This is a genomic window from Salipaludibacillus sp. HK11, assembly GCF_047795645.1.
Classification (GTDB): domain Bacteria; phylum Bacillota; class Bacilli; order Bacillales; family Salisediminibacteriaceae; genus Salipaludibacillus.
This window is the reverse complement of the sequence record NZ_CP181045.1, coordinates 185,501-211,805: the sequence shown is the minus strand read 5'-3', so window position 1 is coordinate 211,805 and position 26,305 is coordinate 185,501. Positions and strand designations below refer to the sequence as shown.

Annotated in this window: 31 protein-coding genes and 2 riboswitches; of the genes, 2 read left to right on the top strand and 29 right to left on the bottom strand. The window is 37.4% G+C overall.

Features of this window, described 5'->3' with window-relative positions; genetic code table 11:
* Window positions 1-12: 12 nt before the first annotated feature.
* Genes spoVAE through ACM26V_RS01285 form a run of 3 tightly spaced genes read right to left on the bottom strand, consistent with a single transcriptional unit; the run spans window position 13 to window position 1,312 of the window.
* Window positions 13-363 (bottom strand): stage V sporulation protein AE, encoded by a 351-nt coding sequence (gene spoVAE, locus ACM26V_RS01295; protein ID WP_416149660.1) that lies wholly within the window; start codon window positions 361-363, stop codon window positions 13-15.
* 38 nt (window positions 364-401) lie between these two features.
* Window positions 402-866, bottom strand: coding sequence for a stage V sporulation protein AC (spoVAC, locus tag ACM26V_RS01290; RefSeq protein WP_416149659.1), 465 nt, complete (start codon window positions 864-866; stop codon window positions 402-404).
* Window positions 867-868: 2 nt separating this feature from the next.
* The gene (locus ACM26V_RS01285) at window positions 869-1,312 is read right to left on the bottom strand and encodes a hypothetical protein (RefSeq protein WP_416149658.1); all 444 of its coding nucleotides are present in this window, start codon (window positions 1,310-1,312) and stop codon (window positions 869-871) included.
* A gap of 187 nt (window positions 1,313-1,499) precedes the next feature.
* Here ACM26V_RS01285 and ACM26V_RS01280 point away from each other — a divergent pair, with 187 nt between their 5' ends.
* Window positions 1,500-2,012: a hypothetical protein gene (locus ACM26V_RS01280; protein ID WP_416149657.1), complete on the top strand. Its 513-nt coding sequence runs from the start codon at window positions 1,500-1,502 to the stop codon at window positions 2,010-2,012.
* Window positions 2,013-2,176: 164 nt separating this feature from the next.
* Here the strand turns inward: ACM26V_RS01280 and ACM26V_RS01275 are convergent, their stop codons facing one another.
* The 3 genes from ACM26V_RS01275 to ACM26V_RS01265 form a co-directional block, all read right to left on the bottom strand.
* The gene (locus ACM26V_RS01275; RefSeq protein WP_416149656.1) at window positions 2,177-2,674 is read right to left on the bottom strand and encodes a DUF3907 family protein; all 498 of its coding nucleotides are present in this window, start codon (window positions 2,672-2,674) and stop codon (window positions 2,177-2,179) included.
* Window positions 2,675-2,837: 163 nt separating this feature from the next.
* Window positions 2,838-3,449, bottom strand: a complete 612-nt coding sequence (gene scpB / locus ACM26V_RS01270) for an SMC-Scp complex subunit ScpB (protein ID WP_416149655.1) — start codon at window positions 3,447-3,449, stop codon at window positions 2,838-2,840.
* A complete protein-coding gene (locus ACM26V_RS01265; RefSeq protein ID WP_416149654.1) occupies window positions 3,436-4,206 on the bottom strand; it encodes a segregation/condensation protein A in 771 nt (256 codons plus the stop codon). The genes scpB and ACM26V_RS01265 overlap by 14 nt, the downstream gene beginning before the upstream one ends.
* A 145-nt stretch (window positions 4,207-4,351) precedes the next feature.
* Here ACM26V_RS01265 and ACM26V_RS01260 point away from each other — a divergent pair, with 145 nt between their 5' ends.
* Window positions 4,352-4,879, top strand: a complete 528-nt coding sequence (locus tag ACM26V_RS01260; RefSeq protein WP_416149653.1) for a DUF309 domain-containing protein — start codon at window positions 4,352-4,354, stop codon at window positions 4,877-4,879.
* 160 nt (window positions 4,880-5,039) lie between these two features.
* Here ACM26V_RS01260 and ACM26V_RS01255 read toward each other — a convergent pair whose 3' ends face one another.
* The 23 genes from ACM26V_RS01255 to ACM26V_RS01145 form a co-directional block, all read right to left on the bottom strand.
* A complete protein-coding gene (locus ACM26V_RS01255; protein ID WP_416149652.1) occupies window positions 5,040-5,390 on the bottom strand; it encodes a GNAT family N-acetyltransferase in 351 nt (116 codons plus the stop codon).
* 221 nt (window positions 5,391-5,611) lie between these two features.
* Window positions 5,612-6,082: a 6,7-dimethyl-8-ribityllumazine synthase gene (ribE, locus tag ACM26V_RS01250; RefSeq protein ID WP_416149651.1), complete on the bottom strand. Its 471-nt coding sequence runs from the start codon at window positions 6,080-6,082 to the stop codon at window positions 5,612-5,614.
* A 131-nt stretch (window positions 6,083-6,213) separates the two neighbouring features.
* On the bottom strand, window positions 6,214-7,413 hold the full coding sequence (locus ACM26V_RS01245) for a bifunctional 3,4-dihydroxy-2-butanone-4-phosphate synthase/GTP cyclohydrolase II (RefSeq protein ID WP_416149650.1): 1,200 nt from the start codon (window positions 7,411-7,413) through the stop codon (window positions 6,214-6,216).
* A gap of 19 nt (window positions 7,414-7,432) precedes the next feature.
* Window positions 7,433-8,089 carry a riboflavin synthase gene (gene ribE / locus ACM26V_RS01240; RefSeq protein ID WP_416149649.1) on the bottom strand — a complete coding sequence of 219 codons (657 nt, stop codon included), beginning with the start codon at window positions 8,087-8,089 and terminating at the stop codon, window positions 7,433-7,435.
* 3 nt (window positions 8,090-8,092) lie between these two features.
* Complete coding sequence (gene ribD / locus ACM26V_RS01235) at window positions 8,093-9,184, bottom strand: bifunctional diaminohydroxyphosphoribosylaminopyrimidine deaminase/5-amino-6-(5-phosphoribosylamino)uracil reductase RibD (protein WP_416149648.1); 1,092 nt, start codon at window positions 9,182-9,184, stop codon at window positions 8,093-8,095.
* Between the two features lie 274 nt (window positions 9,185-9,458).
* Window positions 9,459-9,607: riboswitch (FMN riboswitch) on the bottom strand.
* A gap of 100 nt (window positions 9,608-9,707) precedes the next feature.
* On the bottom strand, window positions 9,708-10,142 hold the full coding sequence (locus tag ACM26V_RS01230; protein ID WP_416151762.1) for a peptidylprolyl isomerase: 435 nt from the start codon (window positions 10,140-10,142) through the stop codon (window positions 9,708-9,710).
* 116 nt (window positions 10,143-10,258) lie between these two features.
* A complete protein-coding gene (lysA, locus tag ACM26V_RS01225; protein ID WP_416149647.1) occupies window positions 10,259-11,608 on the bottom strand; it encodes a diaminopimelate decarboxylase in 1,350 nt (449 codons plus the stop codon).
* A gap of 104 nt (window positions 11,609-11,712) precedes the next feature.
* Window positions 11,713-11,889, bottom strand: a riboswitch (Lysine riboswitch).
* 89 nt (window positions 11,890-11,978) lie between these two features.
* Entirely contained in the window at window positions 11,979-13,460 is a 1,482-nt protein-coding gene (locus tag ACM26V_RS01220) for a spore germination protein (RefSeq protein ID WP_416149646.1), read from the bottom strand.
* Complete coding sequence (locus ACM26V_RS01215; RefSeq protein ID WP_416149645.1) at window positions 13,444-14,022, bottom strand: stage V sporulation protein AE; 579 nt, start codon at window positions 14,020-14,022, stop codon at window positions 13,444-13,446. The genes ACM26V_RS01220 and ACM26V_RS01215 overlap by 17 nt, the downstream gene beginning before the upstream one ends.
* 84 nt (window positions 14,023-14,106) lie before the next feature.
* Window positions 14,107-14,862 (bottom strand): RNA polymerase sporulation sigma factor SigF, encoded by a 756-nt coding sequence (gene sigF, locus ACM26V_RS01210; protein WP_416151761.1) that lies wholly within the window; start codon window positions 14,860-14,862, stop codon window positions 14,107-14,109.
* 14 nt (window positions 14,863-14,876) lie between these two features.
* The gene (spoIIAB, locus tag ACM26V_RS01205) at window positions 14,877-15,317 is read right to left on the bottom strand and encodes an anti-sigma F factor (protein ID WP_416149644.1); all 441 of its coding nucleotides are present in this window, start codon (window positions 15,315-15,317) and stop codon (window positions 14,877-14,879) included.
* Window positions 15,314-15,667 carry an anti-sigma F factor antagonist gene (gene spoIIAA, locus ACM26V_RS01200; protein WP_416149643.1) on the bottom strand — a complete coding sequence of 118 codons (354 nt, stop codon included), beginning with the start codon at window positions 15,665-15,667 and terminating at the stop codon, window positions 15,314-15,316. The genes spoIIAB and spoIIAA overlap by 4 nt, the downstream gene beginning before the upstream one ends.
* A 241-nt stretch (window positions 15,668-15,908) precedes the next feature.
* Entirely contained in the window at window positions 15,909-17,066 is a 1,158-nt protein-coding gene (locus ACM26V_RS01195) for a D-alanyl-D-alanine carboxypeptidase family protein (protein ID WP_416149642.1), read from the bottom strand.
* A 293-nt stretch (window positions 17,067-17,359) separates the two neighbouring features.
* Entirely contained in the window at window positions 17,360-18,661 is a 1,302-nt protein-coding gene (locus ACM26V_RS01190; protein WP_416149641.1) for a pyrimidine-nucleoside phosphorylase, read from the bottom strand.
* A gap of 3 nt (window positions 18,662-18,664) precedes the next feature.
* On the bottom strand, window positions 18,665-19,519 hold the full coding sequence (locus ACM26V_RS01185) for a purine-nucleoside phosphorylase (protein ID WP_416149640.1): 855 nt from the start codon (window positions 19,517-19,519) through the stop codon (window positions 18,665-18,667).
* Window positions 19,520-19,524: 5 nt separating this feature from the next.
* On the bottom strand, window positions 19,525-20,340 hold the full coding sequence (locus tag ACM26V_RS01180; RefSeq protein ID WP_416151760.1) for a purine-nucleoside phosphorylase: 816 nt from the start codon (window positions 20,338-20,340) through the stop codon (window positions 19,525-19,527).
* Between the two features lie 20 nt (window positions 20,341-20,360).
* Window positions 20,361-21,545, bottom strand: a complete 1,185-nt coding sequence (gene deoB / locus ACM26V_RS01175; protein WP_416149639.1) for a phosphopentomutase — start codon at window positions 21,543-21,545, stop codon at window positions 20,361-20,363.
* Window positions 21,546-21,670: 125 nt separating this feature from the next.
* Window positions 21,671-22,561 carry a site-specific tyrosine recombinase XerD gene (xerD, locus tag ACM26V_RS01170; protein ID WP_416149638.1) on the bottom strand — a complete coding sequence of 297 codons (891 nt, stop codon included), beginning with the start codon at window positions 22,559-22,561 and terminating at the stop codon, window positions 21,671-21,673.
* 20 nt (window positions 22,562-22,581) lie between these two features.
* The gene (locus ACM26V_RS01165; protein WP_416149637.1) at window positions 22,582-22,815 is read right to left on the bottom strand and encodes a YqzK family protein; all 234 of its coding nucleotides are present in this window, start codon (window positions 22,813-22,815) and stop codon (window positions 22,582-22,584) included.
* Between the two features lie 235 nt (window positions 22,816-23,050).
* Entirely contained in the window at window positions 23,051-23,485 is a 435-nt protein-coding gene (locus ACM26V_RS01160; protein WP_416149636.1) for a Fur family transcriptional regulator, read from the bottom strand.
* Between the two features lie 190 nt (window positions 23,486-23,675).
* Window positions 23,676-24,317, bottom strand: a complete 642-nt coding sequence (gene spoIIM, locus ACM26V_RS01155) for a stage II sporulation protein M (protein ID WP_416149635.1) — start codon at window positions 24,315-24,317, stop codon at window positions 23,676-23,678.
* A gap of 82 nt (window positions 24,318-24,399) precedes the next feature.
* Window positions 24,400-25,605, bottom strand: a complete 1,206-nt coding sequence (locus tag ACM26V_RS01150) for an endonuclease Q family protein (protein WP_416149634.1) — start codon at window positions 25,603-25,605, stop codon at window positions 24,400-24,402.
* A 2-nt stretch (window positions 25,606-25,607) separates the two neighbouring features.
* Window positions 25,608-26,159, bottom strand: a complete 552-nt coding sequence (locus ACM26V_RS01145) for an NUDIX hydrolase (RefSeq protein ID WP_416149633.1) — start codon at window positions 26,157-26,159, stop codon at window positions 25,608-25,610.
* Window positions 26,160-26,305 lie beyond the last annotated feature (146 nt).

Sequence of the window (26,305 nt, the reverse complement as noted above, 5' to 3'; positions counted from 1 at the left end):
TTACCTTAACTTTTATCCTTTTGGCCTAAAAATAACAGCTGCAAGAAAACTAAATATTATTGCAGACGATATACCAGCACTCGTCACTTCAAAAATACCGATTCCAATACCAATCCAACCATTTTGTTCCGCTTCTACTATAGCACCATGAACTAGCGAATTACCAAAGCTTGTGATTGGTACAGTTACTCCTGCTCCAGCGAAGTCAATAAGCGGTTCATATAATCCAAGACCATCTAAAATCGCTCCAAAAACAACTAACGTACTGAGCGTATGAGCTGGAGTCAATTTTAATACGTCTAGTAAAATTTGTCCGATGACACATATAAGTCCCCCGACTATAAATGCATTTAAGAAAATCATCCCTTATCCTCCTTGTTCTTGATAGACAACACCAAGTATTACAGTCCAAAAAATGTCATTTTAATAAGGACAACAAAAAAAGCAGCTACCACTCCAAATACGATGACTGCCCCAGCCAGTTTAAACATGTTTGAAGATACTCCTAAAACTAAGCCTTCTGTTCGATGTTCAATTGCGGCTGACGCCATCGAATTTGCAAATCCAGTAACTGGAACAGCGGAACCTGCTCCAGCAAAGTGACCAAACCTGTCATACACTCCAAAGCCAGTAAGCAAAGTAGCTATAAAGATCAATGTTGCTACAGTTGGATCACCTGCTGTCTTTTCTGTGAAGTCGAAGTAATAAATATAAAAAGTTTGAAGTAGCTGACCAAATGTACAAACCAAGCCACCGATGACAAAAGCTTTAAGACAATTTTTTAATACTGGCCTTTTAATTTCATGGTTACTAGCTAATTTTTGATAATTCTTTTGTGTAGGTGATTTCTTCGATTGTTTAGCCATTCTTAAACACCTGCTTTCATATCATCATCAACTTTTTTCAAATCATCTTTTAACTGTTTTTTTGAGATTTTTTGATCTGATAGTTTATGCTTTAATTCAGTTAATTCCAACTCGAGTTTTTTATCTGTAGATACTTCTACTTTTCCATCAGGATTAGCTCGCTCAAGTTTGTCTTTAGCTTTCTTTCTTACATCCTTTAAAAACAAACGATCAAACCCTGAAACTTTGAGATGGACATAGACATCTTTATCCTGCGATACCGCAGTAGCTTCCTCAACTTGTTCCAACTCTTCTGCAATTTTTTCAGCTTCTTTCGCTACAGTTTGAGAAATTTTCTCAGCATTATCTACTGATTGGCTTTCAAAGTCTTTTTGTCCGGCTTGTTCACATCCACTTACACTTATCAGCAAAATAATAGCAAGAGTAATCATTCGATTTATTGTCATTTATCTAAACCACCCTTTCACTATCCTACAAGTAGTATTTGAATCGATTCGATATTTATGTTGGGAATAATAGTTAATGTTCACTTATAAATTCTTTGTCGCAACAGAAAACTCGTAAAATCAAAGGGCTATCGTTTAGCTAAGAATATTGGTATGATTCAAGGTGTGGAAGAGGGAGGAGAACGATATGCAGATTTTGACCGTTAGCCTATTAACACTCATTTTTATTACTCAATTGTTGATTTTATTTATCATATTTAAGAAAATGAGCCTTGCTAACAAAACAGAATTAGAATCCGTCGGGAAGCCAGTAAAGGACAATGAACTCCTAGAAAATGATTGGGAAGAAGAAGTCAAACGCACTGTTGAACTTCAGTTGATGAGAATTCGAAATGCCGTTCAAAAACAAACGAATAGCATCCATAAAAAAGAAATTGAAATTGCCCCTAAATCTCTTATTTTTGATGACAAAATACTGATTAAAGTTTACAACGAGGAAGAACGAGCTCTCCTATATACCTATATATCATCTTTCAATACGTATTTGGAACGTTTTTGGTACACAAAAAACGGTACATTTAAAACCGTATTCTCTGGTTCAACGGGCAATCCTGAAACGCATGCTGGTCAATTATCTCGTGCCTCGCATGAGCTTTGTCAGCACATGGACCTGTGGTTGAATCAACTTCATCTTGGTTAAGACTCAGATACATAGCAGGTTGGTCGGTGCTTGTAACGGTCGGTTCCTACATATAGAGCTCACCGTCAGACACATATCGACATTCGACAATTCCACACCAATATATTTTTCAAAATCAAAAAAGAAGAAGAGGCTCAATAGCCTCTCCTTCTTTTTTTCTATTTTTATTTACTTCCTCTTTGATTTACTTTTGTACGATAATCTGTTTCATAATACTCCAACTCTTCGCGTACTTCTTGAAGAGGTCCTTCAATCGATTGGACAATTTCTTTTATTTTACTTGGAACATCTGAGCGGAATTTAATTGCGTTCTTACCGGTATAAGCAGCTCTACTATCTTCGAACCAAATATCAAAATGAGGTTGAAAAAACTCTTCGATACATTGATGAAAAATCCAAAATAACGTTTTTTCAGCTGCACCTTTACGAAAGTTTTCACTACGAAGCAAGAGATTTCCAGATTCACGCCCTTCATCAAAAAAGACAAGTAATCTTCGGAATTGGTCAAGAATATGTTCGAATTCCTGTTTTGATGTTTCGTTTCCTTCAGCGATGAAATTTGATAATGTTGCTTCATTTAAGAATAGCCTTAACTTTGAGGATGCTACTTCCAAATTCTTCATTGTAAATTCTAGCTGTTGTTTAACCAAATCATTTCCCATGTTTATATATCTCTCCTTCTTCATTATCTATATTTATTACATACCACACTTTACTATCACACAATCATTCTTATACTATTATAAGTCAAAATTCCTTTTGAGTGACCAAATAATTATAACCCTATTATTATACTTTACCATCAATAAGAAGAGTAAATTCTCATTAAACTGACTTTTTATTAATCGTATTATTATCAGAGAATTGTTCCTGAAATTTCTCAAAAAACAAGTCTACCTCTTCTTCCACCTCTTCTTCTGCTACAGGATCAGGAAGTGGTGGTAACTCTTCTACGGACTGTAACCCAAATTGTTCCAGAAAAAACTTAGTTGTCCCATAAAGGATCGCTCTGCCTGTCCGATCCGCGCGGCCAACTTCTTTAATAAAACCTTTTCCATTTAATGTACGAATCGGCCGCTCTGATTTTACTCCGCGAATATCTTCGACCTCGACACGAGAAACAGGCTGCTTATAGGCAATAATAGCCAACGATTCAAGTGCTGCCTGAGATAGCGTTGCTGAAGTAGGGGATTGTATTAACCTTTTAAAGTAAATTGCATGTTCCTTCTTCGTCGTCAGCTGATAGCCACCCGCTAACTCAACCAATTGAATCCCTCGATTATTTGAATGATACATCTCTTTTAGCTCTGCTAAATAGAATTTGAGTGTTTTACGGTCTATCTCTAGAACGTCCATCATCTGATTTTCGTCTATTCCTTCTTCTCCAGAAACAAACAAAAGTCCTTCTATAATTGCTTTGATTTCATGACTTTTCAAACAATTGAACCTCCTTTTTATAAACCATAATATCATCGAAATTATGCTCCTGTTCACAGCGAATCGAGTCATACTTCATTAGCTCCAGTAATGCCAGAAAGGTAACTACTAAGTGATCTTGCTCTTCTTCCTGAAAGAGTTCAGAGAATCTACTTACTCCTCCTCTGAGATGTAATTCAGCAACTATTTGAGACATCTTTTGTTCAATTGGAACTTCTTGGCGTTGAATCTTTGAGAAAACAGGTTCATGCTTCTTTTTTCTTTTTTTCATTTTTTGAAAAGCTTGGAGCATATCATAAATTGAGACATTTATTTTCGGATGATCCTCGCTTTCTTCGTTGAGATCAGTTAAAAGTGGTGTTAAGTCTGTCAAAGGTTTTGAAAAAAGATCACTTCTTGCTAGACCTCTTCCTCTTAAATCGCCAGCTACATCTTTGTATTTTTTGTACTCTATCAATTTTTGCATGAGGTCTTCACGCGGATCTTCTTCATCATCAATGAGTAGATCCTCATCCCAAACGTCTTCCTCCACTGGCAGTAACAATTGACTTTTCATATGTAATAACGTTGATGCCATAACTAAATATTCACTAGCCACATCTAATTGAAGTACCTGGACAGCATGAATATACGTCATATATTGCTCCGTGATCTCTTTAACAGGAATATCATAAAGATCTAAATCATTTTTTTGAATTAGATGGAGTAATAAATCCAATGGTCCCTCAAAGGAATGAAGCTTAACATTATATTGCATGAATTCACCATTCCCTTTCATTCATGATTAAATTATATCATATTTTAGTTTGATTATTGAGCAGAACATTAAAATTAGTTACCTTCACATTGCAATTAAAATGCTTTATGATATAGAGATAAACTTGATATATATGGAGGGAAATATGAAAAAATACCCTGAGCCTTATTTAGAATATCTTGTCCATTTTCATGCTTCAAGAGATTACTTTGAATGTCATGAAATTATGGAAGAATATTGGCTTGAAAATGATCGTGACATCAAATGGCTAACATTAATTCAACTTGCAGTTGCAGTTTATCATGAACGGCAGGGAAATTTCCCAGGTAGTCTGCGATTATATCGTAAAGTATTATCTCATCTCAGAACAAGTAATCATTTATTAGATGACTTACACATTCATCAAGGTGATTTAGAGCAGTCTGTCAAATCAAAAATAAAAAATATACTCCATGATGGGAACTATGAGCCAATGAATCTCCCTCTAACTGATGAATCTCTCATTACTCATTGTAAAGAGCTTGCAAAAGAAAAAGGTTGGCAGTGGTTGTCTTCAAAAGAAACTGATAAGCAAGATTTGATATATAGGCACAAGCTTCGCGATCGATCTGATGTTATTCTTGCAAGACAGCATTCTCTTATACGAAAAAAACAGGAAAGGGAAGAGCGTTAACTCTTCCCTTTTGTCCTACGAATCAATTTCATCATTTAGAATATGTTGGATAATATCTACATATCTCTCTAAAAAGTTAAGGCATAAAGCCATACACTCGATCTCCGCGAAATATGAGTTTCATAGTACATCAACAATATCATTTTTTCTGCATATCATTTCAAGATTGATTTTGATAATGCTTTACAAATAATTCGGTATCATTCGTTCCTAACACTCGAATTGATTTCATATCTTCTATCATTTTTATCATCAAACTTCCTAGTCCTTCATTTCGATGCGACGGATCAACAGTGAGGTCAGTAATATAAACAGAACCATCCAAATCTTCTACTCCAACCACACCAACGAATCGATCTTTTTCATTTTTATATAGATATAATTGATGATTAGGTGAGGTTTCATACATTTTCAATACTTTTTGCACAACTATCCCCTTATTATCTCTTGGCATAAAAGAAAGCAACCCCATGGCAATTTTTTCGTGTTCTTTTTTTATTGGAATCAACATCTCACGATCCCTCACAATCTTTTTCCTTCATTGTTTCCAAATCCCCCTGAAATTAATCAATTGACTTGTGGCACAGCTTTTAATGATAACATATCTCTTGACAATTTAGGGCAAAAAAATTTCCGCTTTTATTTACTAAGAAAATGTCATTGAACTTTCGGCAAAATCATTTTTAGAAACCCAAAAAAGCACCCGTTTACTTAAACGGATGCTCATCAACCTTAGTTAGAAAATGTTTTTGATAAATTAGCCATTTCAATAGCTGCTGTCGCTGCGTCCCAACCTTTATTTCCTGCTTTTGTTCCCGCTCGTTCTATCGCTTGTTCAATTGTATCCGTTGTTACTACACCAAAAATAACAGGAACGCCGCTAGAAAGAGAAACGGAAGCAACCCCTTTCGATACTTCACTACATACATAGTCAAAATGAGGTGTTGACCCTCGAATGACTGTACCCAATGTTACTATTGCATCATATTTACCTGAATCTGCCATCCGCTTTGCGATGAAAGGAATTTCATATGCTCCCGGAACCCATGCGACATCCACGTCACTTTCTGAAATACCATGTCTCTTAAACGCGTCTTCTGCTCCACCTAGAAGCTTACTTGTAATAAAGTCATTAAAACGCCCAACTACAATCCCTACTTTCAATCCTGTTCCGATTAAGTTTCCTTCAAATACTTGTCCCAATACTAACGCCTCCTATAGTTTATTTGCTTTGTTACGCGATATATCATTAAAATAATTTTACTAGCTTCGATGAACGTCTATGAAGAATCTCAAAGCTTTCATCCAAAGAAGCTAAGCTAGCAGATTTCATCTTAAAAATTTAATAAATGTCCTAGCTTTTCTTTTTTCACTTTAAGATATCTTTCATTTGATTTCGAATGTGGCATTTGTATTGCCACTCTTTCGACAACTTCCAAATCGTAGCCTTTAAGACCTGTTATTTTCCGCGGGTTATTTGTTAGTAATTTCATTTTCCGAATCCCTAAGTCACGAAGGATCTGCGCACCTATCCCATAATCTCTTAAATCGGGAGCAAAACCAAGCTTCTCGTTCGCTTCAACAGTATCATAACCTTCTTCTTGCAGTTTATAAGCTTTCAATTTATTTAACAGACCTATGCCGCGCCCTTCTTGACGCATATAAAGCAATACCCCAGATCCCGCTTCTTCAATTTGAGCGAGGGCAGCATCCAATTGAGGACCACAATCACATCGATTCGAACCAAACACATCACCCGTTAGACACTCTGAATGAACTCTTACTAGTGTTGGCATTTCTCCACCAACTTCTCCTTTAACAATCGCCACATGTTCTTTTCCGTCAACGATATTTGAATAGGCAATTGCATTGAATTCACCAAAATCCGTAGGTAACTTCACTTCTACTTCTCGCTTAACTAACTGGTCTTTCCTATTTCGATATTGAATCATGTCCTTAATTGTAACCATTTTTAAATGATGCTCATCTGCAATTTTGCGAAGATCAGGTACTCTTGCCATTGTACCATCCTCTTTCATAATCTCACAAATAACACCCGCTGGTTTTGCTCCACTCATGATTGCTAAGTCGACTGCAGCTTCTGTGTGTCCAGCTCGACGTAATACACCACCCTCTTTTGCAATGAGAGGAAATATATGGCCCGGACGCTGAAAGTCAGCCGGCTTGGCATTATCGTCAATCAATGCTTTTACCGTCATCGCTCTTTCTGGAGCTGAAATTCCCGTAGTAGTATGTTTATGGTCAACACTTACTGTAAAAGCCGTGCCATGAGGGTCAGAATTTCGATCTACCATCGGAGCTAAACCGAGTTTTTCTGCTCTATCTTGTGTAATTGGAGCACATACCAAACCTCTCCCGTGTGTCACCATAAAATTAATCACTTCAGGCGTTGTTTTTTCCGCAATGGAAACGAAATCCCCTTCATTCTCACGATCATCATCGTCACATACAATCACTACTTCTCCTTGCGCAAGTGCATATATTGCTTCTTCTACCGGATCAAAAATACTCATGTTTGTTTGCCTCCTACCATTATTTAAACCCATGTTCTTTTAGAAAACTCTCCGTCATTTTCCCAGATGGTTCATCATCTGAAGATAAACGTTGTGTCATTAACTCTTCCACATATTTTGTCAGCATGTCACACTCAATATTTACTATATCCCCCGGCCCCTTTGTACCAATAATTGTCTCTTGAACTGTATGCGGAATAATCGATATCGTAAAACTGTCTGCGGTGACGCCAAAAATTGTTAAGCTTGTGCCGTCAACGGCAACGCTACCTTTCATCATCATGTATTTACGTAATTCTTTTGATATTTCAATATCGTAATAAACGGCATTGTGCTCAGCTCGTTTTGATTTAATCACACCTGTTCCATCGACATGACCAGTTACAAAGTGACCTCCAAAACGGCCCTTTGCCGACATAGCCCGTTCTAAATTAACTTCTGATCGTACACTTAAATCCCTCAAACTCGTATTTCGAACCGTTTCTGGCATTAAATCAACAGAAAATGCGTGTTGATCAAATGCTGTAACTGTAAGACAGACACCATTTATCGCTATACTATCCCCTAAGTGAATGTCGGATAAAATTTCAGAGGCATGAATCTTCATAACAATTGCATCGCCTGTTTGTTGAATATGCTGAATCGATCCTTTCTCTTCAATAATTCCTGTGAACATCTATTATTCCCCCTCTTTCGATTTATGAAAAATAAATTTTGTGTCGTTTCCAATTTGCTTCATTGATTTTAATTGGAGTCTCGGAGCTTCTTGCAAATGTGTAATTCCTTCTCCTGAAAACGATGACCGAGCTGATTCTCCTCCAATTAGAATAGGAGCCATATATTTTATTACCCGTTGAAAATAACCCGAACGCAGAAAACTATCATTCACATTTCCGCCTCCTTCAACAAGGATAGAGGTAATTTTCTTGTTAAATAATGCTATTAGGAGCGAGGGAATTGAGATGTCTTCATTTTCTATCACTATTATTCCTATCCCTAACGCTTCAAATTCTTCTTTTCTCTGTTTATCAGCTAAAGCGGTTGTGACGATCCATGTCGGTGCTTTTTGATCAGTCACTATTTTTGCCTCCAACGGCGTACGAAGCTTACGATCTAATACAATCCGGATAGGGTTTTTCCCACCATTGGCTAATCTTGTCGTTAACGACGGATCGTCTTGAATGACTGTATCAACTCCAACGAGAATTGCATCATGTTCATGTCTTAATTGGTGGACATCATTTCTCGCTTCTTCTCCAGTAATCCATTGACTCTCTCCCGTTGAAGTGGCAATTTTCCCATCAATACTAGTCGCCATTTTCAATGTTACATACGGTGTAGATGTAGTCATATAGTGAAAAAAAACATCATTTAGTTCATCTGCTTCTTCTTTCATAACACCAACTTCAACGTCAATTCCAGCGTTTTTCAATTTATTTATTCCTTTGCCTGACACTTCAGGATTCGGATCTGTTGAAGCAATCACCACTTTGGATACTCCAGCTTCAATGACAGCATCAGCACAAGGAGGTGTTCGTCCATGGTGTGAGCAAGGCTCCAATGTGACATACATCGTTGCCCCTTTGGCATTGGCTTGAGCGACTTGAAGAGCGTGACGTTCAGCGTGACGTTCCCCTGCTTTTAAGTGCGCCCCCATACCAACAATTTCACCGTTCTTGACAATAACACACCCTACAACAGGGTTCGGAGCTGTTTGTCCTATTGTTTGTCTTGCGATCTCGATCGCTAATTTCATATAGTTATTATCCATAAGTCGAACCCTCCTGTTATATAAACGTATACTTCTAGTCATCAATCAAACTGAGATAAAAAATTGTAATTTAACTCAATTTTTTTTAAAACAAAAAAGCCCTAAAAGGAATTTCCCTTCAGGACATAGTTTCAGAATATGATTTGTGCAGAAAAAGATGCTCAAAGTTTACAGAGAAAACCAAAATTCAATTCTCTCCGTAAAAAAGAGTGATTCTAGGAACAGTAAATGTCATAAGACACACTTCTCCTAGATAACCATCTTTTTCAACCGTCATATCCTTCTCCCATCCAGACTATACTGTCGGCTTTGGAGTTTCACCAAATCCACCGTTGCTTAAATATAAGCAACGGGTCACGGACTTAAAGGCTATTGCGCCTCATCACCGCCGGTTGGGAATTTCACCCTACCCCGAAGGAACGGTTTATTCATTTTGTATAGTGTATCACAAGATGTTTCATTTGTTCTTCATTTTGCTCAAAAAAAACGTCCAAATGAGAATTTGAACGTTTTTGGACATATTTTATGCTTCGTAAACTTTAACCTCTGACATTTGATCGCCTGCTTTAATCCTTGGAAGAATATCTAACCCCTCTGTTACCTGACCAAATACAGTATGAACACCATCTAAATGTGGCTGTGGTTCAAGTACTAAAAAGAATTGACTTCCCCCAGTGTCTTTACCAGCGTGAGCCATTGAAAGACTTCCTTTTTGATGCTTATGTGGATTCCCTTTTGTTTCACACTTAATTGTGTAACCAGGTCCCCCTGTACCATTTCCTTCAGGGCATCCTCCTTGAGCGACAAAACCTGGAATCACTCGATGGAAAGATAAACCATTATAAAAACCATCGTTCGCTAATTTTTCAAAGTTAGCTACCGTTCCCGGTGCCTCATCAGCAAAAAATTCAATCTCAATCTTTTCACCATTTTCAAAAGCAATTGTACCTTTTTTCATCATTATTACCTCCATTTTTTCAATTAAATTATGTATATTGTTTCTATTTTACACGAGAAATACGAAAGAAGGAAACAAAACAATCAAACCGCTCTATTTCCTTCGATTTTTCGAGGTTAATTTTGACCTATCTGTGTGTCTAATCCTTTTTGCATAATAAGTTGCTTGTAGGAACGTTCATGTCGTATTAAATCTTCAAACTTCTCACGTTCAATAACCAAATGATGTTCACCGTCTTCCACAAATACAACCGCTGGACGTAAAATACGATTGTAATTACTTGCCATCGAATAGCCATAAGCTCCTGTTGAAGATACGGCAAGTAAGTCTCCTTGAATAGCTGGAGGTAATGCCAAATCCCAAATGAGCATATCTCCACTTTCACAGCATTTGCCTGCAATAGAAACAACTTCTGATTTTTCTTGATCGGCTTTGTTAGCTAAAATAGCTTCGTATTCAGCTTGATATAATGCCGGTCGAATGTTATCAGTCATTCCACCATCAATAGAAATATACGTTCTTAACCCAGGAATATCTTTTCTCGAACCAATTCGATACAACGTTGTGCCCGCTTCTCCTACTAATGCTCTTCCTGGTTCAATCCAAATTTCTGGCACAGGCATATTTAATTTTCCGGCTTCTTCTTTTGCTGCCATCACCATTTTATCAATATACTCATGCAGAGGAAGTGGGTGGTCGTGCTTTCCATAACGAATGCCAAATCCTCCACCTACATTCAATACATCAGGATAATAGTCCAATTCTTGTTTCCATTCTGCTAGCGATAAGTAAATCGCTTTAACTGCCTCCTCAAAACCTTCTGCATTGAAAATTTGTGAGCCAATATGAGAATGAACACCTTTCAATTTTAAATGGGAATGCGTTAAAATCATTTTTATTGCTCTTTTCGCTTGACCACTGTTCAAATCAAAGCCAAACTTCGAATCTTCTTGTCCTGTTGAGATATAGTCATGTGTATGGGCCTCTACACCTGGTGTAATTCGAATCAATACGTCGATATTTGTATTCAACGTCTCCGTTAGACCCATAAGCCAAGATAATTCTGTGAAATTATCAACCACAATACATCCTATCTCTTCTTTCACAGCCATTTCAAGTTCATCTGGTGTTTTGTTATTTCCATGAAAATGAATTTTTTCTACTGGAAATCCAGCTTGCAATGCAGTGAAGAGTTCCCCACCTGAACAAACATCTAAACTTAATCCTAGTTCATCGGCCAATTCAATCATTGCAATACAACTAAAAGCTTTACTAGCATAAGCTATTTGATACTGCACTTGTTGATTTTCAAACGCATGATGAAACTCTGACGCCCTATTACGAATATCTTTCACATCATATACATAAAGAGGTGTGCCATATTGTTCAGCTAAAGTAGTGACATCAACTTCACCAATTGTTAAATGACCCTCCTGATTAATCTTACTTGTTCCATATAACCCCATATATACCCACTCCTTGTAACCTTACTCACACTTGAACAATAGAAAAAGAGAAATGAATGTGAATCACACTCATTTCCCTTTTGGGAGTTCCGTTTCCGGCAATCCATCAAGGTTAGTGCTCCACTACAAATTGCAGTGACAGTGAGCAGTTTATTTAACTACACCCCAGTAAACTAAAGTAAGTTGCTTTAGTTACTTCGGCAAATTGACCTTTCAATAGCCATCATCGTTTCCTTTTACTCAGGCTATTTACTAATTCTTTTTGCACCTCTACCTACATTATAACTTATCTTATACCATATTTTATTTTTTTACAATATCACACTCTTATCCATCATGCAACTAACATACGAATACATTAGAAAATTTATTAACCATCTTGTTTCGTTACATTCTGCGGATGAACAATACTCGGTCTCTTCCGTTTAATTGGTACTGCCTGCCGGAAAATAATATCAAATAACGCTTTTGGATAAAAAGGTAGGAACGGCCACATATATGGCGCCCCTAGGGTTTTTGATCGTACGAGCAGGATAAACAGTACCGCTGTACCTAGGACAAACCCTGGGACGTTGAATAGCGCCACCGAAAACAGAAGAACGAGTCGTAGTATTTTTAATGCAACTGACAATTCATAACTTGGTGTTGCAAACATTCCGATCGCGCCAACCGCAACATAGAGAATTACCTCAGGAATAAACAGTCCTACTTCTATTGCAATTTCTCCAATTAACAAAGCAGCAACAAGTCCTAATGCTGTTGCTAATGGAGAAGGTGTATGGATCGCCGCCATCCTTAATAATTCTATTCCTAACTCTGCTAAAACAATCTGCCCAAATACCGGTACATTCGAATCTTCTGAAGGACCAATATAGTCGAAAGCATCGGGAAGAAGCTCGGGTTCTTGTACCATTAACAACCAAAATGGCAAAATAAATAAAGCAAATAGAATCCCTGAAAATCTCACCCATCGAAAAAAAGTCCCCGCCATCGGTGCTTGACGATATTCCTCAGCATGCTGTACATGGTGAAAAAACGTTGTTGGAATAATAATCACACTTGGAGATGCATCGATAAATAAAACGACGTGACCTTCCAATAAATGAGTTGCACACACATCAGGTCTTTCGGTATAGCGAACCATCGGAAATGGATTATATCCTTGTTTAACTACAAATTCTTCAACAGCCTTATCAGCCATGGTTAATCCATCGATATCAATGCCTTTTAACTCTTTCTGAACAATTTTCACAAGTTTCGGATCCGCGATGCCTTTAATATAAGTAACACTGATATCAGTTTTAGATCGACGGCCAACGCGCATAATTTCGTTTCTTAATCGTTCATCGCGGATTCTTCTTCTTGTCAATGCAGTATTTTCAATAATATTTTCCGTATAACCGTCTCGACTTCCTCTGACAACTTTTTCGGTATCAGGTTCCTCAGGGCCTCTCCCAGGGTAATTTCTCACATCAATCACAAGGGCTTTGGAATCTCCTTCAATGAGAATAAAAATTAACCCTGATAACATTTCTACGATGGCTTCATCTAGCGTACCTACTTCTTCTACTTGTACATGAGTTAGCCGGTTTAAAATCTGCTCTTTTACACTAGATTTTTTTTGTTCAACCGCATCAAGAAACATTAGTTCTTTTAACAATTCAATAATGTATTGAATATCGCACAATCCATTTACAAAATAAAATTGAACTTCTTTATCGAGGACAGATATTTTTCTAACACCTACGTCAAAACTTTCACCAATACCAACTCGCTTTTTTAGACAACGCTCATTTTCATGGATGTCTTCTGAAATAGGATGGTCAATCTTGCTTTCATCTTGGTGGGTCACTTAGACCACTCCTTTCCAAAATCAATTGAATCGCTTTTTTTGTGACAGGGGCTCCTTTTTCAAAGTCATCATACCCTCCCATTTTTCCTACATCACCAACCCCAATAATGATTGGATCTTCATTGACATTTAAAAGATCCACAGTATCCCCTCGTATTCTTTTTATTTCTGTTTCTTTTATCCCAGCTTTGTCAACACCGTATTCTGTAATATTTCCATAGCGATCAACACATACGTCCACTTTTGACCAATCGTCTGTATCTGTATGAGCAGCAACTGCGATAACACCTAACACTTGAATAAAAGGGGAATTCGCTACGCCTCTCATACGCGATTCTCCAGGACCAATGCCTGGGTATCCCGCATCATCAAATAAAACAATGACAGGCTCTATCGGAGCTTCCAATATTTTTCTAATTAAAACGTCTGTTTGGATAATACTAGGATTTCCCTTAGATAAAGAAAGAAAATAGCATTGAAGAGAATTTGCCGCGACACTAGCTGCATTTACAGCCGATTCATCGCCATCTGTTATAAAGATCACTTTTTTCAATCTCGTCATGAACTCACCTTCTCGTCTCAGCTTGTTTGTACTAACTTAGTATTAGTGAAAGTATTCAATTCCATACAAAAAAACAACTCAACATTATTCGTTGAGTTGTTCCTTTAATTGATCTAGTATTTTCTTTTCTAATCGAGAAACTTGTACTTGGGAAATGCTTAATCTCTCAGCAACTTGAGATTGAGTTTGATCTTTGTAATACCGTAAGTAAATAATCAGTTTTTCTCGTTCATTTAATTTATCAATTTCATCTTTTAAAGCGATTCTATCAAACCATTTCCCATCATCAGGATTTGAGATTTGGTCGAGAATTGTAATAGGATCACCATCGTTTTCATACACTGTCTCATGAATCGAAGCGAGTTGGCGACTGGCTTCTTGTGCAAATACAACTTCCTCTGGCGACAGATCCAACTTGTTAGCAATCTCTTGTATTGTCGGCACTCGGCCAAGAGTCTTTGATAACTCATCGTTCATTTTTCGAATATGATTAGCTGATTCTTTAATAGATCGACTTACTTTCACAGTTCCATCATCTCTTAAAAACCGCTGAATTTCACCAATTATCATTGGCACTGCATACGTCGAAAACTTCACTTCGTAAGTTAAATCAAATTTATCTATTGATTTAATTAAGCCTATACAGCCAATTTGAAATAAATCGTCTTGGTCATATCCGCGGTTCATAAATCGCTGAACAACGGACCACACAAGTCTTGTATTATGGTGAACTATCCTATCTCTAGCTGTTCGATCCCCTTTCTGAGCCTGTGCGATTAATTCTTTAACCTCTTTATCTTGCAAATGTTTCTTCTTAGTCTTCTTATAATCTAGATTCATCATAGGGTATCCTCTCAATTACAAAAGGCTTTTTGCTTCGAGAGTCGTTTCATCAATGTAACTGTTGTTCCATTCATTGGCTCAGAATCTACTTCAATGTTATCCATGAAATTCTCCATTATAGTAAATCCCATTCCACTTCTCTCCAATTCAGGTTTAGAAGTGTATAGTGGTTCCCGTGCTTCTTCCAAATCACCAATGCCATTCCCTTCATCACGAATGACGAGCTTTACTGTGTCGTCAATCAACTCAACTTCGATATACACGATCCCTTCATCACTTTCTTGATATCCATGTATGATTGAATTAGTTACCGCTTCACTCACAACGGTTTTTATTTCTGTTAACTCATCTAATGTTGGATCAAGTTGACTCACGAATGCTCCTACTGAAACTCTCGCAAATGATTCGTTTGCACTTCTTGCTAAAAATGAAAGCTCCATCCGATTATTCATGACGCCACCCCCAAACTGAGTAACGCTTCTCTTTCGTTAGTGGCAAGTGTAACAATTTTAAATAAACCTGAAAGCTCAAATAACCTCTTCACTTGAGGAGACATACAACATATAACCATCTCTCCACCAACAGTTTTTACCTTCTTATACCTACCAAGAACGACTCCCAAGCCAGAGCTATCCATAAATGTAAGCTTCTCTAAATTCATCAATACATGAGTTAGATGATGCTCCGTTAATGCCGCATCCACTCTTTCACGTAGTTTAACCGCCGTATGATGGTCCAATTCACCAACTAATCTGACACAAAGTACTTGTTCTTTTTCTTCCAAATCAATTAACAAACTCATGACGTTTCACTCCTTCGATTAAAGTTCAATGCCCCTCCGGTTTCCCTCTCCATTTGGAAACGATGGTTACGCTCAACTAATTCCTTTTAAACAACCTTTAATCCTTCCCAAAAACAAAACTAGTGCAGATTCGCTAAAACCAGTTGAAATTCGTGTTAATTTTAACCTGGGTATTCTGGGTTGTAGGTTCCCTACCTCAGAGTATTAGGATATTCTGTCTTCGCGCTTTTCTCAGATAACTTCATCCACCAAACATGAGCGATGAAGTCCTCTTTACTAATTGCCACAACGAAGCTCGTTCGATGGAGTCAGATGCGACTAGATTTTTACTGGTAACTTCCTTTCCATCATTCTCTAGTACAATCTTTCCCAATTGAGTTCCTTGTTCAATTGGTGCTTTAACGTCTTTATTTAATGTCACTTTTTCGGTCATCCCTTCAATATCTTCGCCTTTTTTAATTAGGATTGAGAGTGGTTCTTCTATCATTACATCCACTTCACGATTACTTCCTTTATCAACTCTTACTTTCCCCAATACATCTTGTGCCTCATATAGATTATGAAGTTTGTATTGACTATAAGCGTAATCAAACATTTCAGTAATCTGACGGTTTCTATCTTTCGGTGTAGGCGCCCCCATAACAACCGAGATCATTCTCATTCCATCTTTATTTGCTGTCGCCGTCAAACAATACATCGCGTCTCTAGTAAAACCTGTTTTTAATCCATCCACACCAGGATAGAATTTGACCAATTTATTCGTGTTCACTAACCAAAATGGGTCATCCGAATCTTCTCTTAAATAATCCTCGTAAACACTGGTAAACTCTGTGATTTTTTCATGGTGTAAAAGTTCTTTCCCAATTATCGCTAAATCGTATGAGGATGTGTAGTGATTTTCAGCAGGTAACCCATTTGAATTAACGAAGTTTGTATTTTTCAATCCTAATTCTTTTGCTCTTTCATTCATAAGCCGCACAAATTCTTTTTCTGAACCAGCTAAGTGTTCTGCCATCGCAACCGAAGCATCGTTACCAGAGGCAATAGCAATACCTTTCATCATTTGTTCTACAGTCATTTCCTCTCCAGGTTCTAAAAATATTTGCGACCCTCCCATTGAGGCCGCTCTTTCACTCGTTCGAACTTTTTCATCCCATGATAAATCGCCATCATCAATCGCTTCCATGATTAGCAACATCGTCATTATTTTTGTCATACTTGCCGGAGGAAGAGCTTCGTTACTGTTTTTTTCATAAAGTACCTCGCCGGTATCTCGTTCCATTAAAATAGCCGAAGTTGCTTCATCGGCAAAGTCTTGATTTTCTTCATTTGCTTGGACAAATGGGGTTTGATAGATAAATACTAGAATAGTTAGAAAACCCATTACAACATTTTTCAATTCATATCCCTCCGCTAGTCTTCAATCTGAGTTCTCTTTATTTTCTCCAAGTGATAAATATTTTATTCTAATTTTTTAAAAGAAAAATGAAATATGGATAAAGTGTCGTGTTGGGAGTTCTATTTGGAGCGAGATACTGCTGCTTTTCATCTTGTATCCTTTGCCTAGCTAATTGAGCATAGATGGGGCACATGTTGGTAGTACAAGCTGCAGCTATGGTAGATACCCCTTTTCGTCTTGACTAAACAAAAAAAGTTACCCTCGCTATGGGTTATAGCGAGGGTAACTTTAAATTAAGAGATGACATCGTAGATTAACTTTGGTGCATCTACTTTTGTCGTTGAAATTTTATACGAAGAGATAATTTTTTGTTTTGATGCTTCAATATCTTCTTGATTCGCGTAAATGGTCGCTATCGGTTCTCCAACATTCACTTGATCTGCGATTTTCTTGCGTAGTTCGATACCAACAGAGAGATCTATTTCTGAAGTTTTTGTCGCTCGTCCTGCTCCGAGAAGCATCGCTGCCACACCAATTTGATCAGCGACGATTTCTGCTACATATCCATTTTTTTCTGCTAGAATATCTACTTTATATTTGGCAGCAGTAAGTTTTTCAGGATTATCTATTACTGATGAATCGCCATTTTGTGATTCAACGAACAGCTTGAATTGTTGCAAAGCCTTTCCAGACGATATTGCTTCTTGCAATAACTTTTTTGCTTCAGTAAGCGTTTTTGCTTTTTTCGCTAACACCACCATATGACTACCAAGTGTTAAACAAAGATCAGTTAAATCTTTCGGTCCTTTCCCCTTCAATGTATCAACCGCTTCTTTCACTTCTAACGCATTTCCGATCATATAACCAAGCGGCTGACTCATATCTGAAATAACCGCTGAAGTTTGACGACCCAAGTTGTTACCGATTTTCACCATCGCCTCGGCTAAAACTTTTGACTCAGACAACTCTTTCATAAAAGCGCCTGACCCTGTTTTGACATCCAACACAATTGCATCTGCACCTGAAGCAATTTTTTTACTCATAATGGAACTTGCGATGAGTGGGATCGAATTTACTGTTGCAGTCACATCTCTTAAGCCATAAAGCTTTTTATCTGCAGGTGTTAAATTTTGAGTCTGCCCAATAACCGCCGCTTTATTTTTATTTACTAATTCAATAAACTTTTCATTAGTAATTTCCACACTGAACCCTGGGATCGCCTCTAATTTATCTATCGTACCACCAGTATGACCTAAACCTCGGCCACTCATCTTCGCAACTGGAACTCCTACGCTAGCAACTAAAGGAGCTAAAACTAATGTCGTTGTATCCCCCACACCACCAGTAGAATGCTTATCAACCTTAATTCCTTCAATCGCTGAAAGATCAATCGTATCGCCCGATTGAACCATTGCATCTGTCAAATAGGCACTTTCTTCTTGCGTCATATCTTTGAAAAATACCGCCATCGCCCATGCACTAATTTGGTAATCTGGTATTGAGTCATTGGAATATCCATTAATAATAAAGTCGATCTCTTCTTTCGAATGAACGAGACCATTTCGCTTTTTCTCAATTAAATCAACCATTCTCATTGTTTATTCCTCCTCTTTCGAATGCCACAACTCACTTTTCCCCGTTTTCAACACATGGCGAACAAGTGTTTTAAACCTTGGTTTTGCTTGTGCCGCTACTTCCATCACTTCTTCATGTGTAATCCCTTCAATCGTTTCACCGATAGCCATATCTGTGATGCAAGAAATACCTAGGATATTCATGGACATGTGTCGTGCTACCATAGCTTCAGGTACTGTAGACATGCCAACAACGTCTCCACCTAGCTTGCGTAACATCACGAGCTCCGCACCCGACATATATGTCGGTCCACTGACAGCTGCATAAACACCTCTTTGAATCTCTTGTCCTAATTTTTCTGCAGATTCAAAAGCATGTTCACGTAAAGCTGGAGTATAAGTATTGCTCATATCTGGGAAACGCGGACCATAGCCATCTAAATTCTTGCCGATCAACGGATTTCCACCAGTGAAATTAATGTGATCATCAATGATCATTAGGTCTCCGGGTTGAAAATCGTCATTCATTCCACCACATGCATTGGTGACAATTAAACTCTCACAGCCTAATTCTTTCATGACGCGGACCGGAAATGTAATTTCTTGCATAGAATACCCTTCATAATAATGGAACCTACCTTGCATCGCCATGACAGGTTTCCCTTCTAACGAACCGATAACAAGCTGTCCTTTATGTCCAGCCACTGTTGAAGTTGGAAAATGCGGAATATCCTCGTATGAAAGATGGACAGGTTGATCAATTTCGTCTGCTAAATCACCTAAACCAGACCCTAATATTAACCCTACCATTGGTTCAACAGTTATTTTTTGTTTGATCCATTCTGCTGATTCTTGAATCATATTAACTGAAGTCATCATTTCACCTAACCCTTCATTTTCTTTACAATTTGTTTCACAAATTGAAGGAAATCAGCTCTTACTTTTTCCGTTGTGTCCATTACCTCATCGTGAGTAAGTGGTTGATCGAGAATCCCTGCTGCCATATTCGAAATACAAGACATCCCTAGAACATTCATGCCACTGTGACGTGCGACAATTACTTCTGGTACTGTTGACATACCAACCGCATCGCCTCCTAATGTACGAAGCATTCGAATTTCAGCTGGAGTTTCATACGTAGGCCCCGTATTTCCTACATAAATACCTTGTCTTACTTTTAGATTAATCTCATCCGCCACTTCTTTAGCTAATTCAACTAACTCCTTTGTATAAGCCTGAGACATATCTGGAAAACGGACGCCAACTTCTTCATCATTTGGTCCAATCAGCGGATTAGTGCCAAACATATTTATATGATCGTTTATAATCATTAAATCTCCAGGATCAAACGCTTCATTTATTCCTCCTGCAGCATTAGTCACAATCAGTTGTTCCACTCCAATTGCTTTCATCACACGGACTGGAAGTGTCACAAGATCCATAGAGTATCCTTCATAATAATGAAATCGACCTTGCATCGCGACTACCGTTTTACCTTGAAGGTCACCAATTACCAATTGACCTTTGTGACCTGCAACCGTAGATGTCGGGAAACCGGGAATTTCATTGTAAGCGATTTTCACTGGATTTGTTATTTCATCTGCCAACACGCCTAATCCGGATCCAAGAATGAGTCCAATCGAAGGCTTAGTCGTAATTTTTTTCTCAATAAATTGTTTCGCTTCCATTATCATTTCCATATTTATCATAATATCATCTCCTATTTTAATTCATCTAAGAAACTTTCTCCAAATGCAGGTAACCTCACATTAAAGTTATCTGCGACTGTTGCACCAATATCAGCAAACGTTTTTCTAATACCGATCGATTTCCCCAGTGTCAGTTGCTTATTATAAACAAGAAGCGGTACATATTCTCTCGTATGATCTGTCCCATGATGAACAGGATCGTTCCCATGATCTGCTGTGATAATCAACAAGTCATCATCTTTTAAGTTTTCCAATACTTCAGGAAGACGTGCGTCAAATTCCTCCAGAGCATTGCCATAACCGATTGGATCTCGACGATGACCAAACTTTGCGTCAAAATCAACTAAATTTAGAAAACTTAGTCCCTGAAAATCCATCGCAAGTGTTTGTTTTAATTTGTCCATCCCATCCATGTTAGATGTTGTTCTTAAGGAATTGGTGATCCCTTCTCCATCAAATATATCAGAAATTTTTCCTATTCCGATTGAATCTAACCCTTGATCCTTTAGTTCATTCATGACAGTTCTTCCGAATGGTTTTAGTGCGTAATCATGTCGATTAGACGTCCTCTCCCAATTTCCTGGTTCCCCTAAAAATGGTCTTGCTATGACGCGTCCAACCATATACTTTTCGTCCAATGTAAGTTGACGTGCAATTTTGCATATTTCCCAGAGCTCTTCAGGGGGAATCACTTCTTCATGAGCAGCAATTTGCAGAACTGAATCCGCTGATGTATAAATAATTAAATCTCCTGTTTTGATATGAGCTTCCCCTAATTCATCAAGAATTTCTGTCCCAGACGCTGGTTTGTTACCAAGAACTTTGCGGTCAGTTCTCTTTTCTATTTCCTCTATTAGTTCTTCTGGAAAACCATTTGGGAACGTCCGAAAAGGTTTATCTATATGTAAGCCCATGATTTCCCAATGACCAGTCATGGTATCTTTACCAACAGATAGTTCCGCCATTTTTCCAAAGAAAGCTGTTGGTTCTTTAATGTCTTGACCACCTTCATACTGTTTAATTTGCGTTAATCCAAGTTTATCTAAATGAGGCATTGACAAACCTTTCATTGATTCAGCAATGTGTCCGAGTGTATCTGCCCCTTCATCATTAAACTCTTTCGCATCGGGAGCTTCGCCAACCCCTACCGAATCCATAACAATTAAAAAAATACGTTTGAATTTATTCATACTCATTTATTTTCCTCCTTTTTCTCATTCGAACCTTGTAGTATTATACCTTACCCTAATTCATGTCATCTAATTGATTTACAATCGTTGTCTGAAGTCAGACTTCTTATATAATAAAAAGTTTATTCTCTTTATGCTCTAGGATGATATTGAGTATAAACTTCTCTCATTCTTACTTTTGTAACGTGAGTATATATTTGCGTTGTTGATATATCAGCATGCCCTAACATTTCTTGAACAGCTCTTAAATCCGCACCATTTTCCAATAAATGAGTAGCAAATGAATGTCGTAATATATGAGGAGTTACTTCCTTTTCAATCTTCGAGTCTATCGCTAATTGTTTCAATACTTTCCAAAAACCTTGCCTACTTAGAGGACGGCCATGATGATTGACGAATAAGGACTGATGATATTCTCTTTTTGTAAGATGAGGTCTACTTTCTTGTAAATAATAATGTAGGGCTTCAACAGCGATTTTTCCAAGTGGAATAATCCGCTCTTTATTACCTTTTCCAAGACATCGGATAAATCCCATATTCAAGTGAACATCTTCAAGTCTCAAACCACATAATTCACTGACTCTTACTCCTGTTGCATAAAGCAATTCAAACATTGCTTTATTACGATTACCTAATGGCGTGCTTTGATCCGGCGTCTCTAGTAAAGATTCGACTTCTAAAGTTGATAGAATCTTTGGAAGAGTTACATTCTGCTTAGGCATCTCGATATTTACAGATGGATCATTAGAAATAAATGCTTCCCTAATTAAAAATTGATGAAATGACCTGATCGATGAAAGCATTCTAGCTATGGTAGAATTAGCTCTACCACGTTCATTTAAATGATGTAAAAAATGAAGAATATCTGACTTCTTCACATCTCGAAACGTAAAAATCTGTTCGACAGTATTCAAATATACAATGTAAGCAGATAAATCTCTTTCATACGCTCTCGTTGAGTTTTGAGCTAGAGCTTTTTCAACAACTAAATAAGTAATAAACTCTTTTAACTCTTCCTTCATCAATTGGCCACCTCCTTTCGTTATTCTCCATCCAACAAAAAAAGGCGTAAACGTTCGATTGATGTTAACTCCCCTTCTGCTTCTTGTGAAGACGGAGAGACAACCTTCAATGATTTTCCTTCAGGTTCTTCATATCGATGGTATTCTGTAAATTCAACACTTACCCACAATATACCATAATAGAAAAGGAGCGTGCACCCCATGAACAGGAAAAAGAGCCAGATCATTTGAAAAATACGAATAAAGTTATCCATACATCTCCCTCATTTTTATAAGCTTTAATAGTAGAGGATATGTCCAAGCGAAGACAATGTATACATAAATTTTATTTTTTGACACTTCTCCCCCCTAAAGTAAAAACAGTACTTCCATGCATTCATGTAAGTACTGTTAATGTGAACTCCCCGTCGCTAAAATTCTTCCGAATATAATCTCAAGAAAAACCTGACAGTAGTGGAATTTCCCGTTTGATAAATCAACGCTATTAATTTAATTACACCTGTGGCAAATGCCGTGGAATGTTAGACGATGGTCTTTGATAACAAAATTCCAACGATCTTCGACTACTTTCTCTACATCTTCTAATAAATCTTCTTGGATTTCATCCACAGATCCACACTCGATACATACAAGATGATGGTGAAAATGTGCCGCTCCCTCTTGGCGCAAATCATACCTCGAAACACCATCACCAAAGTTAATCTTGTCAACAACCTTAAGTTCTGTAAGAAGTTCTAATGTACGGTATACAGTAGCCAGCCCAATTTCAGGGTACTTCTCTTTCACTAGCATATACACATCTTCAGCACTCAAGTGGTCATCTTCGTTTTCAAGGAGTACACGAACGGTCGCTTCACGTTGTGGAGTTAGTTTATAACTTTGCGAATGTAACTGTTTCTTTATACGCTCAATTCGTTGTTCCATGATTTTCCCCCTACACCTAACTTATCAGTATTTCTCCCACTTTACAGGCAATGGGAATCTACTTTTCTTCATATTCCTTTATCGCCTGTGTCATCTTTCCTCCATTATACTCTTTGAGAAAAAAAAGTGTCAAATGATAATTGTTACAAAAATTAATTTATAATAATTATTAATAAATAACCTCTATAAATTAAAGGACTTTTTCGACGATAAATTGCATAAGAGCTGGACTTACAAAAGCTTCAAATGCTGATACACCAACTAATATACCACCAACAAGTAAAATAAAAAGTGTGTAGGATGTGAACTGTTGAAAAATCGGCTGATGTCCTCTACTAACAATTTGCCTCCAAATTTTTATCGAAAAAGACGAGGCTGCTGAAGCAACGAGAATAAAAATCGGAATTAGAATAATATTTTGTGGAAAGACAGATACAAATGCAAACAAAAATCCTTCAAACCCCATTTGGTCAACAAGAAATCCAACCGTGAATCCGACCATTAATCCTTTGATGAAAAGCAGAATAAATACAATGGGTAGACCGATCACCGATAATCCAAGTAACCAAATAAAACCAAGCATCTTACTATAATAAGCAAAACTTTGCGTAAATATTTCTTGTGGATTAGCAAACTCCCCTTTATCTACTTCGCTAAAAAAAAGTGTCAAATAAGCGTACAAATCATTTTTCTGAGAAAAACTCATACTATTAATAATAACTGCACCGAAGATCACACCCATGATTAATAAAACAGTCGTAAAAATATAGATTGATCGGTTTTCCTCCAAGTAATTTATCAGTTTATTCCGTTTCAAGTAGGACTTAGCCATTCCGTGTCCCTCATTTCTCATCTGATTATGTATCTATCAGAGTCTATGAATTAACACGAGAAACTATGATAAAAATAGTTTGCTACTCTATAATTCTACCTTTTGTCCCACCACCACCAGGAATAATCGCCAGTTTACCACTACGCATCAAATCTACTATTTTAACAAATTTTGGGGAGAGGACCTCATTTAAAGCACGTGAAGGGACTTCATGAAGAATAACCATCTCGGAGCCAAATTTATAAATGAGAGATTGAATTGTTTTAGGACCGATCCCAGGAATCATTTCTAAAGGTGCTTGATGAAGATACGGAGGTCTATAAAATTTAGATTTTGCTTTACTTGCTGTTGAAATTATTTGTTGTTGCAATGTTAACTCATTAATTCTCTCGCTTACACCTTTGACTGTCGAGCGCTCATCATGATTGCATGATGATGCTTCGTTCATTGTCTTATGGCAATACTTGCAAACTGTTTGAAAATATTTACCGAGTTTAGGACTCAAACCAACGTTTTTAGTAATCGAGCGACCTTTTGATGATTGTAGCGCTTTGTTAATTTCTTGAAATGTTGGTGCTTCCGTCTGAATCACTTGATGCTCTCGTGCAATCATCTTCACTGAATGAGCATCAGAATTTGTTAGAAATGGAAAAGGTACAAGTTCTGAGAGTTTACTGCCCATCGACGTATCGGAACTTAAACCAAGTTCAATCGCATCGATGTGTTCTAGGTTAAAAACTTCTTCCATAAAAGTGTCGACTCCTTTACCATAGACACTTTTAAATGGCGTAAACACGTGAGCAGGAATAAACCATCCTCCCATTTTTTTCACTTTCGTTTGCAATTCTTTTGCAGAAATGTATATCCGTTGGGTACTTAAATGAATATTTTTTATATAATGACTGCACCATGTTGAAAAAGACTTCATGTCAGCTATCGTCGGAAAATAGCATAGTACGTGTATTGGCCCTTTACAATTTTCATCATAAAGTTCTATCTCTGCACCAAGAATGACTGTTATTTTTCCATCAAATAGTACGCCACCTTCAGATAATTCCGTTGCTCTGCCTTCGTGAATAAACTGCTCTATTTCACTTAGAACAGAAGGTGAGAGGCAATCAATAATTCCTATGATATCCATTCCTTTGTTGTTGGAGGCTTCAAGTAATACTGCCTCGAGGGTCATGTTTTTAGAAGCGGTTATTTTCACTGGCGCATTGTTCGTAGTTCTGCCTAGATGAACATGCAAATCCATGTAATAATTCATAAATGCTAGTTGTTCCTTCACAATTATTCGTGTGCCTTTGCTTCTATTAATTCCCAATATTGGATTGCGTAAATCGTTTTAGCATCATGAATTTCTTCAGTTGCAATCATCTGTTTCGCCTCTTCAAGAGTTACATCTATTCTTTCAACAAATTCATCTTCATCCATATTAAGAGTTCCAACTTTTAACCCTTCTGCTAAATAGACATATACGATTTCATTTGCAAAACCAGGGCTCGTATAAAAAGAGTGTAACTTAGATAATTCTTCTGCCTTCACACCTGTTTCTTCTTCTAACTCGCGTCTCGCACATTCAAGAGGATCTTCTCCTACTTCCAATTTTCCAGCAGGAATTTCAGCAATTACCTTTTCAAGTGCCTTGCGATATTGCTTCACCAATATTAATTTCCCCTCATCAGTAAACGCGACAACAGCAACAGCACCTGGGTGATGAATAATTTCTCGTTTACTTTCTTGCCCATCTGGTAATACGACATCTTGCACTTCTAAATCAATTATTTTCCCTTTGAAAATTGATTTCGTACTAATTGTTTTTTCTATTAAATGATCTGTCATCGTATGGCCTCCAATTATCGTTCTCTTGCTTCCTCTTTAGCATATCAAAGTCAACAACGTTTTTCATTATCAAAATCCCACGATCGGTTTTCTACGAGAACTATTTGACGTTTATTTATGTCCGTGTTCCAATAAAACTTAAAAGA